This window comes from Mesorhizobium sp. LNHC209A00 (assembly GCF_000502915.1).
GTDB lineage: Bacteria > Pseudomonadota > Alphaproteobacteria > Rhizobiales > Rhizobiaceae > Mesorhizobium.
This window is the reverse complement of sequence record NZ_AYWT01000023.1, coordinates 1-12,525: the sequence shown is the minus strand read 5'-3', so window position 1 is coordinate 12,525 and position 12,525 is coordinate 1. Positions and strand designations below refer to the sequence as shown.

At 58.0% G+C, this 12,525-nt stretch carries 8 protein-coding genes and 3 pseudogenes; 7 read left to right on the top strand and 4 right to left on the bottom strand.

What is annotated here, in order from left to right; translation table 11 throughout:
* Window positions 1-7 precede the first annotated feature (7 nt).
* From X739_RS138920 to X739_RS1000000171435, 3 genes and pseudogenes are all read left to right on the top strand, one after another.
* The gene (locus tag X739_RS138920; RefSeq protein WP_023796197.1) at window positions 8-2,026 is read left to right on the top strand and encodes an acetyl/propionyl/methylcrotonyl-CoA carboxylase subunit alpha; all 2,019 of its coding nucleotides are present in this window, start codon (window positions 8-10) and stop codon (window positions 2,024-2,026) included.
* 10 nt (window positions 2,027-2,036) lie between these two features.
* Entirely contained in the window at window positions 2,037-4,193 is a 2,157-nt protein-coding gene (gene scpA / locus X739_RS138925; RefSeq protein ID WP_023796196.1) for a methylmalonyl-CoA mutase, read from the top strand.
* Window positions 4,194-4,593: 400 nt separating this feature from the next.
* A pseudogene (locus X739_RS1000000171435) lies at window positions 4,594-4,796 on the top strand (integrase); the annotation flags it as partial.
* A 399-nt stretch (window positions 4,797-5,195) separates the two neighbouring features.
* Here X739_RS1000000171435 and X739_RS138935 read toward each other — a convergent pair.
* Entirely contained in the window at window positions 5,196-6,389 is a 1,194-nt protein-coding gene (locus X739_RS138935) for a Xaa-Pro peptidase family protein (protein ID WP_031252520.1), read from the bottom strand.
* Window positions 6,386-7,123, bottom strand: coding sequence for a GntR family transcriptional regulator (locus tag X739_RS138940; RefSeq protein ID WP_198026182.1), 738 nt, complete (start codon window positions 7,121-7,123; stop codon window positions 6,386-6,388). The genes X739_RS138935 and X739_RS138940 overlap by 4 nt, the downstream gene beginning before the upstream one ends.
* Before the next feature lie 142 nt (window positions 7,124-7,265).
* On the opposite strand from X739_RS138940, the gene ehuB reads away from it, so the two are divergent.
* From ehuB to X739_RS138960, 4 genes are read left to right on the top strand one after another with little or no spacing between them, the layout of a single operon-like run.
* Window positions 7,266-8,156 carry an ectoine/hydroxyectoine ABC transporter substrate-binding protein EhuB gene (gene ehuB / locus X739_RS138945; RefSeq protein WP_031252518.1) on the top strand — a complete coding sequence of 297 codons (891 nt, stop codon included), beginning with the start codon at window positions 7,266-7,268 and terminating at the stop codon, window positions 8,154-8,156.
* Window positions 8,157-8,185: 29 nt separating this feature from the next.
* On the top strand, window positions 8,186-8,845 hold the full coding sequence (locus X739_RS138950; RefSeq protein WP_023796191.1) for an amino acid ABC transporter permease: 660 nt from the start codon (window positions 8,186-8,188) through the stop codon (window positions 8,843-8,845).
* Entirely contained in the window at window positions 8,835-9,497 is a 663-nt protein-coding gene (gene ehuD / locus X739_RS138955; RefSeq protein ID WP_023796190.1) for an ectoine/hydroxyectoine ABC transporter permease subunit EhuD, read from the top strand. Before X739_RS138950 ends, ehuD begins: the two co-directional genes overlap by 11 nt.
* Before the next feature lie 44 nt (window positions 9,498-9,541).
* Window positions 9,542-10,318: an amino acid ABC transporter ATP-binding protein gene (locus X739_RS138960; protein WP_031252517.1), complete on the top strand. Its 777-nt coding sequence runs from the start codon at window positions 9,542-9,544 to the stop codon at window positions 10,316-10,318.
* Between the two features lie 447 nt (window positions 10,319-10,765).
* On the opposite strand, the pseudogene X739_RS138965 reads toward X739_RS138960, so the two are convergent.
* Window positions 10,766-11,068, bottom strand: a pseudogene (locus tag X739_RS138965) (integrase core domain-containing protein); the annotation flags it as partial.
* A gap of 4 nt (window positions 11,069-11,072) precedes the next feature.
* Window positions 11,073-12,477, bottom strand: a pseudogene (locus X739_RS02480) (IS30 family transposase).
* Between the last annotated feature and the right edge of the window lie 48 nt (window positions 12,478-12,525).

The following is a 12,525-nucleotide window of genomic DNA, read 5'->3' as shown; positions in this document are numbered from 1 at the left end:
GCTGTCCATGTTCAAGAAAATTCTCATCGCCAATCGCGGCGAGATCGCCTGTCGCGTCATCAAGACGGCGCGGAAACTCGGCATCGCCACGGTCGCGGTCTATTCGGATGCCGACCGTGAGGCCCTGCATGTGAGAATGGCGGACGAGGCCGTGCATATTGGCCCATCGCCATCGAGCCAGTCCTACATCGTCATCGGCAAGATACTCGACGCAGTGAAGCAGAGCGGCGCTGACGCCGTGCATCCCGGCTATGGCTTCTTGTCGGAGAATTCCAATTTCGCCGAGGCGCTGAGGGCGGCCGGCGTCGCCTTCATCGGCCCGCCGCCAGTGGCGATCGAGGCGATGGGCGACAAGATCACCTCCAAGAAGATTGCGGCGTCGGCTGGCGTCTCCATCGTTCCAGGTCATATGGGGCTGATCGAGGATGCCGAAGAGGGTGCCAAGATCGCGGGTCAGATCGGTTATCCAGTAATGATCAAGGCTTCGGCGGGTGGCGGCGGCAAGGGTATGCGCATTGCCTGGAACGACCAAGAAGCGAGAGAGGGGTTTCAGTCTTCAAAGAACGAGGCGAAATCTTCCTTCGGCGACGACCGCATCTTCGTCGAAAAATTCGTTACGCAGCCGCGCCATATCGAAATCCAGGTGCTGGGCGACCAGCACGGCAACCTGATCTATCTCGGCGAGCGCGAATGTTCGATTCAGCGCCGCAACCAGAAGGTCATCGAGGAGGCGCCGTCTCCCTTCCTCAATGCTGCAACACGCAAGGCAATGGGTGAGCAGGCCGTGGCGCTCGGCAAAGCAGTCGGTTACTTCTCGGCCGGTACAGTCGAGTTCATCGTCGACAGCCAGCGCAACTTCTATTTTCTCGAGATGAACACGCGTCTCCAGGTCGAGCACCCGGTGACAGAACTCGCCACTGGCATCGATCTTGTGGAGGAGATGATCCGTGTCGCGGCCGGCGAAAAACTGCGCATTGCTCAGGATGACGTTAGGCTAAATGGCTGGTCGATCGAAAGCCGGCTGTATGCGGAAGATCCTTATCGCAATTTCCTGCCCTCCATTGGGAGGCTGACGCGCTATCGCCCTCCTGTCGAGGAACGTCGCGAAGATGGCACCATCATGCGCAATGACACCGGCGTCTTCGAGGGCGGCGAGATCTCTATGTATTACGACCCGATGATCGCCAAACTTTGCAGCTGGGCGCCAGATCGGCAGGCCGCGATCGAAGCGATGGCGCGCGCGCTCGACGATTTCGAGGTCGAGGGCATCGGCCACAATCTGCCGTTCCTTTCAGCAGTGATGGATCATCCGCGCTTTCGCCAGGGACGGCTGACGACGGCCTTCATCGCCGAGGAATATCCGGACGGGTTTTCGGGCGTTGAGCCATCGGCGCAAGATGCCCGCAAGCTTGCCGCGATTGCCGCCTTCATCAATCTAAGGACACAACAGCGCGATGTGCTGATTTCCGGCGCGATGGACAATCACCGCCGAGTGGTAGGCAGCGACTGGGGCGTGACGCTTGCCGGCGAAAACTTTGTTGTGACGGCCAAACATGAAGGCGGCAGGATCGTCGTCAGCTTCGCCGATGGTCCGCCGATCGCGGTTGCCAGCGACTGGCTGCCCGGCCGCTCCCATGCGCAGTTTACACTCAACATCGAGACGATTGGTGGCGAGACGATCGGCGTTAAGACCACGTTCGTCGCGGCGGGTATCCGCCTGCGCTGGCGCGGCATGGATGTGGTGGCTTGTGTGCGCGCACCTCGGGTCGCTGAACTTGCCAGGCTGATGCCGCAAAAGGCGCCGCCGGACACATCGAGGATGCTACTCTGCCCGATGCCCGGCGTCGTCACCGTCATTGCCGTGGAGGAGGGGGACACGGTCGAGGCAGGGCAGGCGCTCGCGACAGTTGAAGCGATGAAGATGGAGAACGTGCTGCGTGCCGAACGCCGCGCCACGGTGCGTCGCATCGTGGTGAAAGCAGGCGCCAGCCTCGCCGTGGACGAACTCATCATGGAATTTGCGTGAGGGCAGGGCAATGACTGAGCGGGTGCGGTATGAGGATTGGCGCAAACTCGCCGAGCGGGAACTGAAGGCCTCGCCGGACGATCTTGTCTGGCAGACGCCGGAAGGCATCGCCGTCAAGCCGCTCTATACCGCCGCCGACCTCGACGGCATCGGGCAGCTCGATTCCCTGCCGGGCCTGAAGCCATTCCTGCGCGGGCCGCGCGCCACCATGTATGCGGGCCGGCCTTGGACGATCCGTCAGTATGCCGGCTTCTCGACGGCGGAAGAATCGAACGCCTTCTATCGCAAGGCGCTCGCCGCAGGCCAACAGGGCGTATCCGTCGCTTTCGACCTGGCAACCCACCGCGGCTACGACAGTGACCACCCGCGCGTCGAGGGTGACGTTGGCAAAGCAGGCGTTGCGATAGACAGCGTCGAGGACATGAAGATCTTGTTCGACGGCATCCCGCTCGACAAGGTTTCGGTCTCGATGACCATGAATGGTGCGGTCATTCCCATTCTGGCGAACTTCATCGTCGCCGGTGAGGAGCAGGGCGTTTCGCGCGCCCTTCTGTCGGGAACCATCCAGAACGATATCCTCAAAGAGTTCATGGTCCGCAACACGTACATCTATCCGCCGGAACCCTCGATGCGGATCATCGCCGACATCATCGAATACACGGCGAGCGAGATGCCGAAGTTCAATTCGATCTCGATTTCGGGCTATCATATGCAGGAAGCGGGCGCGACGCTGGTGCAGGAGCTCGCCTTCACCCTAGCCGACGGCCGCGAATATGTCCGGGCGGCACTGGCCAAGGGGCTGAGTGTCGATGATTTCGCTGGTCGGCTTTCGTTCTTCTTCGCCATCGGCATGAACTTCTTCATGGAGGCTGCCAAGCTGCGTGCCGCTCGGCTGCTGTGGTCGCGCATCATGGAGGAATTCAAGCCGGGCAAGCCGTCATCGCTGATGCTGCGCACCCATTGCCAGACCTCCGGCGTGTCGTTGCAAGAACAGGATCCTTACAACAATATCGTGCGCACCGCTTATGAGGCGCTGGCAGCGGTGCTTGGCGGCACGCAGTCGCTGCACACCAACTCTTTCGATGAGGCGATCGCGCTACCGACCGAGTTTTCCGCGCGCATAGCCCGCAACACGCAGCTTATCCTCCAGCACGAGGCCGGAGTGTCCAAGGTGGTCGATCCGCTCGCCGGTTCCTACTATGTCGAGAGCCTGACGCATGAGCTGGCCGAGAAGGCCTGGACGCTGATCGAGGAGGTCGAGGCCATGGGCGGCATGACCAAAGCCGTCGCCGCTGGCTTGCCCAAGCGCATGATCGAGGAAGCGGCGACACGCCGCCAGGCAGCCGTCGACAAGAGCGAGGAGATCATCGTTGGCGTCAACAGGTTCAGGCTTGAGACCGAGGACCAGATCGACATTCTCGACATCGACAATGCCGCCGTGCGCCAGTCGCAGATCGCCCGCATTGAAACAACAAAGCGTCAGCGCGACCCTAAGCGCGTTGCCGCTGCCCTTGCCGAACTTGGCGAGACCGCGGCCAGCGGCAAGGGCAATGTTCTGGAAGCCGCCGTGGAAGCGGCGCGTGCGCGTGCAACGGTAGGTGAGATTTCCGATGCCCTGCGCAGGGCCTTTGGTGACCACGCGGCAGTTCCCGAAGTCGTCAGCAAGATCTACGGCAAGGCCTTTGAGCGCGAACCGGAATTCACCGCGCTGGTTGCGCGCCTGGAAGAAGTCTCGGCCTCGCTCGGCGCAAGGCCGAGAATCATGGTAGCCAAGCTCGGGCAGGACGGTCACGACCGCGGCGCGAAAATCATCGCGTCGGCTTTCGGTGATATCGGCTTCGAGGTCGTCACCGGCCCGTTGTTCCAGACGCCGGGCGAGGCGGCCGACCTGGCTATAGCGTCAAAAGTGCATTTCATCGGCGTGTCTTCGCTGGCGGCCAGCCACAAGACGCTGCTGCCGCAGCTTGTCGAGGTGCTGAAGCAAAAGGGCGCGAGCAACATCATCGTCGCCTGTGGCGGCGTCGTGCCGCGTCAGGATTACCAATTTCTGTTCGAGCGCGGCGTGGCGGCGGTCTTCGGCCCAGGCACAAATGTAGTAGATGCCGCGCGTGTCGTGCTCGATCTGATACAGGGCAAGCGGCGCAATACTAATAGCTCGTATAGTTGAATAAAAAGGCCCGTTGTGCGTCGCTGCAGCTGGAAAGGCCGCGCGTTCCTTTCGGATGGCAGATGCGAAGGGCGTCAAGGATCGCGCGAGAGATCTGCAGGCCCAGCGCGAGGAAGTCTATTGGCCAAGCCTTCGATGTGCTGGTCGCGAGCAATCGAAACTACAGCGGAAAACTCCAATTCTGAACGGTCCAGTTTCTGGGGATCAGATCAATATGACGGCGCTCGCATTATTGCCACTAAAACCGATGGCGCGACTCCAGTGGGGCTATTCGCGGAGTTGTGGCAACGACGCATTCGAGGCTGTTTCGCGCAGAATAGGCCGCCATTGATGCGCCAGCGTTTCCGATTGAAGCGATTGCGATCGTCTTTATTCGAATGTTAACGGCCCTCTGAACAATCCACGGATTCACGACCTGCGCCACCGTTTTGCCGTCCAGACACTGATCAACTGGTATCGTGCGGACGAAGGTTGTCAGGCGCGAACTGCCGGTGCTATCGACCTTTCTCGGCCACATCAATGTTCGCGACACCTACTGGTATCTATCCGCTGATGACCCATGCCGCGCGACAATTGGATAAGCGGTGGGAGGTTCGCTCATGAGCGGTGCGAACGACCTAGCCGTGCTAATCGAGCGGTGGTTCACCGATCGATTCATGCAGCATCGAGGTGTGAGCTCCAACACCAATGCCTCCTATCGCGACACCTTCCGGCTCTTGTTTGCGTTCGCGCAGACGCACCTTGGTAGGTCCCCGTCGCAGTTGACATTGCGGGATTTGGACGCTCTTTCATCGGCGCATTTCTGAACGCGCACCGCGGGCTCTTCTCCACCCGCTCCGATACGTCATCAGATGGTTCTGGGCGTGGGCGGTAAGGGAAATAAAATACAATCGGTTGAGATAGGGAGGCGCAGGCAATCGGTTTGTTTGCCGTCCTTATCAAAATCTATGGAAGACCAGATGCGTGTGGAATTTGACATTGCAGGCTCTTCTGATGGGTGGACTATCTGATGACCGGCACGGTCTCGGGCGAGAGATCGCTGAGGAATTCAACTCCGCTGTCGGTGACGAACACGACTTCCTCGAATTGGAAGACAGCACCGTCGCGTTCCAGCTTAGGTTCGATATGAAAGATCATCCCCGGTTGGATGACAGTGGAATCGGTCTTGGAAAGGGACGGAGGCTCGGTCAGATCCAGTCCGCCGCCGTGTCCGATTCGGGAAACGTGGCTGTACAGTTTCCCCAACGCCGCTTCACTCCACATCTTTTCGAAGATGGCGTAGACGTTTGAGCAAGCCATTCCAGGGCGGATCTGTTGCGCAAGTGCAATCGTGAGGGATCGCAACGACGTGTAGGTCTTGACTTCCCATTCACGTGGATCCCCGGCTCGTGCGATGCGGTTACGGTCCGCTGGATAGCCGCCGTATGTTGCGCGGAAATCGGTCCATACGTAGTGACCTTCCTCGAGCTTGCGCTCCTTTGCGGTCCGACCATAGGAGAAGTCGCCATTGGAGAAGAGCATGGCGATCGGATCTGTGCTCTCCGCGCCATTGAGGTATGTTTGCGCCTGCATCAGGTAAAAGAGTTCGTACTCTGTCATGCCGATGCGCGCATTGGCGATGGTTTGATCAAAGGCCGTGTTGACGATCTCAAATGCTGTGCGCTTGAGGTCAGCCTCAAATCTGGATGCGATAAGACGAACCCTCCAGATGGCATCCGCGGCGCTCTGCACCTTTCCGTGTGCCGAGAACGAGTTAAGAGCGTCAATCAAAGCCAGCGAGCCGCGGCCAAACATGTCCTGTCCGTAATCTACTGCCGTGTGACGGACGCCGGTTGTGTTTTCCCGGATCCAGTTCGAGATTGTGTCGACAGCCTCAGCCATGTAGCCGTCGTAATAAAGAGGCTCAAAAATTCGAGGCTTCATGTCGATGGTCGGTGCCTCGCCGAGACTCCCCACCACTACAAAATCCTGCCCAGTCACGATCGCGAACAGAGGGCGTGTTTTGCTGTCCCAGGATAGTTCTTGATAGTCGGTGAAATAGTCGACGTTCTTCTTGTCGGTCAGGACGATTACGTCGATCTCAGCATTCCCCATTTCCCGCCGAATCTTCTCCAGACGCTGGCGAAGCTCGGCTTCGGGGACGGCTGGGGCCGGAAGGCGGAAGGTAGAAGGGATTTGAAGGAGAGGCGAGTTCACTTTGCAGGCTCCACAATTGTGTTTTTAGAATTGCCGGGAAGACTTATTGAACAAGAGAGCATATCGAACGGTGCCTGCACGATACCAAAAATAGTAATGTTCGGATCGCTGGTCTGGATCTTGTAGAGGCGACGCAGCATTGGGTAACCGGTTGGTATCCCGAATATTTCCTCCACCATTCCTGCGGCGGGTGCCGCTTCAATAATAAGATCGGTAGTGATGACATGGATATCGTGCCGGTCCAGCGCATCTGTCACATAGCTCTGGCCAAACTCATCAATGATTTCGCCATCTACTTCCGACGAGAGAAAAGTGGCGTCGTAGAGGAAGGGTTCATCATCGGCAAAGATGATTTTCCGGACGCAAAGCATGACGTCCTCGGGGGGATTGAAAGCCCGCAGCGTGGAGTCGGAAATCTTCTCTCGGGTGATGGAAATCAGCTGGATCGCCGCATCGTCCATCGAGGACATCCATACGTCGAGCTCGCGCCACACACGACGCTGTTTCTTCACGTACGTGCCCTTTCCTGCGACCGAGACCAAGGCGCCGCCCGAATGGAGATCTCGTAAGGCCCGCTTAACAGTGATGGGGCTGACGCCAAATTCCTCACTGAGCATCGCTGCCGACGGAATGGGCTCTTCCGGCTGATAAACTCCACTTTCTATTCGATTGAGGATTTCCTCACGCACAGACTCGTGCAGGGACAAAGTCGTTCGTAACTGTGTTTTAGCCACGGATGCGCTCCATTCGTTTTTCCCTATGGAACGATCCATAACCCGTTAGTGCTGCAATGAAGGATGCGATTGTCCAATTGGCTTGACATAGTTGGTATACCTAGTATAGATCGTCGGTGTCGTCAACCGTAGGGGAACGAAAATGAAAGGAAATGAAATGCTGAGACGAGCAGTGTTGATTGGCAGCGCAGCGTTGGCACTTGTGGGCACCTGCCTTTCCGCCGCATATTCTCAGTCGATCAAGGATCGTGTTCTAAGCGAAGGCAAGATCACAATCGGCATTGAAAACCAAGCGCCGTGGGGATTCAAGGCAGAGGACGGCACTGTTGCCGGTGTGCATCCAGACATGCTCAAGGCCGTCCTTGAGCCTCTGGGCGTCAAGCAGGTCGACTACGTCATCATGGATTGGGGCGCGCTTATCCCGAACCTGATCTCGAGGCGGATCGACGCTATTGCGGCCGGCATGGCGATCACGCCAGTCCGGTGTGAGCAAGTCATTTTCTCCGATCCCGATCTCGCGATCGGCGATGGTGTGATGGTGCTGACAGGTAACCCCCACAATATCCATAGCTACGAGGATATTGCCAAAAATCCGGATCTAATCATCGGGGGCGCGCGAGGCAGCGTTAACCCAGAAAACGCTGTCAAGGCAGGTATTCCGAAAGAGCGCGTCCTACTTTTCGATACCGTGCAGGGTTCCGTTGCAGCACTTCTGGCCGGCCGAATTCACGCAGATACAGAGTCCACCGCCACGGTCATCAATACCCTTAAGGATCCTGCGTTGAAAGGAAAGCTTGAGCGCGCAACGCCGTTTAAGGGGCTCGTAGAAAATGGCCAAGAAGTCAAGAATTACGCAGCAATCGTATTTCGGCCGGAAGACGCCGAACTGCGCAACCTGTATAATGAGAGCCTAGCAAAACAAAAGGCCGAAGGTACCGTAAAAAAAATCTTTGCAAAATACGGCTTTACCGATGCCGAGATTGCACCGGCAGACGTGACGGCGAAGAGCATCTGCCCCGACAATTACCGGTGAGGCAAGCATAAAGGAGGAGAGCAGAGCGAATGAGTTTTCTTGATATCATGGCGGGTATCTTCCAAGGTTTTGGTGTTACTGCCGAGGTCACAATTTGCGGACTGCTTTACGCGATACCATTCGCTCTGCTTGCCGGGGTTCTGCAGCACTTTTCGACCGGCATCGTCCGCTGGTGTGTCACCGCGGTTATCGAGTTCTGGCGAAGTTCACCGGTGATCGTGCTCCTTTACGCCTTCTATTACTCTTTACCTGCGTTTGGCATTTATCTATCGGCGGTTGCCGTTGGTGCAATGGCCCTGGGACTAAACGCCGGCGGTTATGCCAGTCAATCGGTTCGCGCAGCACTGCAAGCTCTCGATCGCGGGCAGTGTGAAGCCGGTTTGGCCTTAGGATTAAGCCGCTTCGCCGTGCTTAGGTTAATCGAGTTGCCGCAAGCGATCAGGGCTATGATACCAACCTTCATCAATGAGGCTATCCAACTGATCAAGGGTACAGCGCTCGTGTCGCTGATTACGCTCACGGATATGACCTTTCGTGCAAAGGAAATCGCTCAGTTGAGCTACAATCCCGTGGGAATTTATTCGGGACTGCTTCTGGCCTATCTAATCGTTTGCTACCCAGTAACAATCTTCGGGCGTCATCTAGAGGCGTCGAATGGAAAAATGGGAGGGCGTCTCAATGAGCTTTGATTTCGCCTTCGCTCTTAAGATCGTTCCAGTCGTACTGGAGGGAGTTGGCAATACAATTCTGGTCGCAAGTTTAAGCTTCGCCGGGGCTACGATGCTGGGTTTTTTCTGGGAGATGCTCAGGCGGTCTCATTGGCTGGTGCGTCCCATAGTTCAATTTGTCATCGATGCAATCCGCTCCACACCGGCGCTGGTTCAGATATACTTCCTTTTTTTCGTGCTGCCCTACTACGGGGTGGTCTTGCCGGCGATGTTCGTTGGCGTGTTCGGGATTAGTTTCTACTATTCGGGCTATATATCGGAAGTCTTTAAAGCCGGGATTGACGCGGTTCCCTTGGGGCAGAGCGAAGCCGCCCAAAGTCTCGGGCTTGGATGGGTTGACACGGTTATCTTTGTCATCGCGCCGCAGATGTTGCGCAACATCGCCGCTCCGCTCGGAGCGTATTCCATCTCTATCCTGAAGACCACGCCGTTGCTCGCCGTCATCGCAGTTCCCGAGATGTTGGGCAGTGCATTCGATGTCGCTTCGGAGACCTACCGTTATGCTGAACCCATGTTGGTGGTCGGTGTTCTTTTCCTGATCCTGGCACTGATCGCTGTAGCGCTTGTCACCCGTCTCGAGCGGCGCCTCGGTCTCGTCGCCCCGTCGCATTAAAGCTGGCTACAAACGTAGCCGTGGAGGCAGAAATGGCATCTGTAATGGCGGAAAAAGGCACCTCAACGCAGTCGCTTAGCGTATTCAAGACTGCGGCAGTGCGGATCGAGGACGTCTCGAAATGTTTTGGAGCATTCCAGGCTTTGCGTGACGTCAACCTCAAAGTGGCAGTCGGAGAGCGTGTGGTAGTGTGTGGCCCGTCTGGCTCGGGTAAATCCACCTTGATCCGGTGCATAAATCAGCTGGAAACACATCAGAAGGGGCGGATAGTAGTAAATGGCACGGAATTGCGCCCTGGGATGAAAGGACTCGCGGAGGTGCGGCGCGAAGCCGGGATGGTTTTCCAGCAATTTAATCTCTTCCCGCATCTCACCGTGCTCGAGAACTGTACCCTAGCACTGATCCGCGCAAGAAAAATGGCTCTAGCAATGGCCGAAGCCGTCGCAATGGAAAACCTTGAACGTGTCCGTATCCCCGAGCAGGCCAGAAAATACCCACGTCAGCTTTCCGGGGGCCAACAGCAGCGGGTGGCAATAGCTCGTGCCCTTTGCATGAAGCCGAAAATTATGTTGTTCGACGAGCCAACGTCAGCACTGGATCCGGAAATGGTCAAAGAAGTGCTTGATGTGATGACGGGTCTCGCAAAGGACGGCATGACGATGATTTGCGTCACGCACGAAATGGGATTTGCGCGAGAAGTCGCGGATAGGGTCGTGTTTATGGATGGTGGTGAAATCGTTGAGCAGGCTGAGCCCGCGCAATTTTTCAGTCGTCCGGAGCATGCCCGCACGAAGAAGTTCCTGAGTCAGATCTTGCATTAACAGAGTAATAGGAGGACGGTAAAGGGGCGCGCGCACCCGACTGGTCGCGAGCCGATAAGACATGGATGTCATGAATAACAGTGAACCGAACAAGGGCGGCCAGCAGCAGAGTCGTATAGCTCTTCTGACCTGCTCTGGCTCTCATGCTGGATGACCGGCCATACGGTCTTACTCAGGAAGGTGTCGAAGCCGGAGTAATCCGCAAAAATATTCGGAACGGCGCGTAGCGTTCGTGGACGGCGAAGCGCGGAATCGCGCCCGCTGACAGGCCCACAGCCTCAGCGCTGAAATGCTGCATCTGCATTGTCCGGAGCACTGTTTTCTCCGCTCGTTCCAGCGCATTGGGACCATCGGCAGATGCCCAAGCTCTGAGATCTTAGCAGACACCTTTAGCTTTTATCGTCGGACTGAACCGCGCCGGGTTTGCCGGAGGCCGTTTCGTTTGAGTCACGCTGCCATGGCCGGCTCTTCGAGCATGGCGTAGTAGCGTGCCTCGGCTTCCGCCGGCGGGATGTTGCCGATGGGCTCCAGCAGCCGGCGATTGTTGAACCAGTCGACCCACTCCAGGGTCGCGAACTCGACGGCCTCGAAGGAGCGCCACGGCCCGCGCCGATGGATCACTTCAGCCTTGTATAGGCCGTTGATCGTCTCGGCGAGCGCATTGTCGTAGGAATCGCCGACACTGCCAACCGACGGCTCGACGCCGGCCTCGGCCAGGCGCTCGGTGTATTTGATCGACACGTATTGGGCGGATTCAAACGGTCGTCGCAACAGGGTCGGTTTCTCTTTTCATGAGCCATTGGTCAAGCGCTTCAGCTGGCGTCTTCCAGCCGAGCGCTTTTCGAGGTCTCGCGTTGAGCGTCGCTGCGACGGCAGCGATCGTTGCGGCGCTATGCGCGCTCAGGTCCGTGCCTTTCGGAAAATACTGGCGCAGCAGCCCATTGGTGTTCTCGTTGGTGCCGCGCTGCCAAGGACTCTGGGGATCGCAGAAGTAGACCTGGATCCCTGAGTCGATTTTGAGGGCAGCGTGTTGGGCCATCTCGGCGCCCTGATCCCATGTCAACGAGCGACGAAGTTCCGTGGGCAGGGTTGCGATGGTGCGCGTGATGGCGTCACGGACAGCCTCCGCACCATGCCCGGCGAGGGCCGGTCCATTCCTGGAGCGTGGTGCTTCGCCGTGGCCGTCCAGTCGCGGTAGGTGCAGCAGCATCGTGAACCGTGTCGTGCGCTCCACGAGCGTACCGATCGCCGAACTGCCAAGCCCGAGGATAAGATCGCCTTCCCAATGTCCGGGGACTGCACGGTCATCCGCTTCAGCCGGGCGCTGACTGATCATGATCTCGGATGACACGAAGCCCTTGCCACGCAGGCCGACGCGCGCCCGTGGCGTCCGCAGGGCTCGCCCAGTCCGCAGGCATGCCGTCAACTCTCGCCGCAGCGCTCCTCGACCTTGGATGAAGAGGGCTTGATAGATGGCTTCGTGGCTGATCCGCATCGTCTCGTCATCCGGGAAATCTATCGCCAGACGCTGGGCGATCTGCTCTGGGCTCCATGCCTTGCCCCATCTTCTATCCTTTCGTTGCCCATGCCGGCGTCCGATCCAGGGGACCGTAGGACCAGGAGCGACTATTCCGTCAGGTGCCGCGGCTGTTCCGGCAAGCCTTTCCTCGACATAGAGGCGCAGGGCCTGGTTCAGCGCAAGCTTGGCAATCTTCGGGCGCCGGCGATCGCTCGGCGTGCCATTGGGCAGTCGACGCACGATACTCCAGGCCACCGCTGCGCGTGGCAGCATTGCGGCGCAACTCGCGGGAAATCGTTGAGGCGGATCGACCAAGGCGGCGACCGATGTTGCGCATCGAAAGGCCCTGGACGCGAAGAATTGCGATCTCTTCACGTTCCGCGAAAGAGAGATACCGGCCGCAGGGCAGCTTGGCCGAAGATCTGAACATCGATGGGGGCATACCGCCTGCCTTTCGGAACAATCTTGCTCCGACAGGCTGCGATATGCCGGCCTCCAACGCAGCATTCTCGCTGGGCATCCCTCGGGCAATCCCCAACCAAAATCGCCGAAGTTCGGATCGCCCCGCTTCTGGCGGCCGTCCAGGTGATGGCAACGGCGCTCGTCCAGATTGGTGTGATCGCCGCTTTTGAATAGTCATCGCAACCTCCAATGTCAGAGTGTTGCGACGACCGTTTGAATCCGCCTT

Coding starts and splice junctions, on each gene's coding strand:
- ehuB (WP_031252518.1), top strand. CDS start 7,266: ATGAAAGGAAATGAAATGCTGAGACGAGCAGTGTTGATTGGCAGCGCA.
- X739_RS138960 (WP_031252517.1), top strand. CDS start 9,542: ATGGCGGAAAAAGGCACCTCAACGCAGTCGCTTAGCGTATTCAAGACT.
- X739_RS138920 (WP_023796197.1), top strand. CDS start 8: ATGTTCAAGAAAATTCTCATCGCCAATCGCGGCGAGATCGCCTGTCGC.
- ehuD (WP_023796190.1), top strand. CDS start 8,835: ATGAGCTTTGATTTCGCCTTCGCTCTTAAGATCGTTCCAGTCGTACTG.
- scpA (WP_023796196.1), top strand. CDS start 2,037: ATGACTGAGCGGGTGCGGTATGAGGATTGGCGCAAACTCGCCGAGCGG.
- X739_RS138950 (WP_023796191.1), top strand. CDS start 8,186: ATGAGTTTTCTTGATATCATGGCGGGTATCTTCCAAGGTTTTGGTGTT.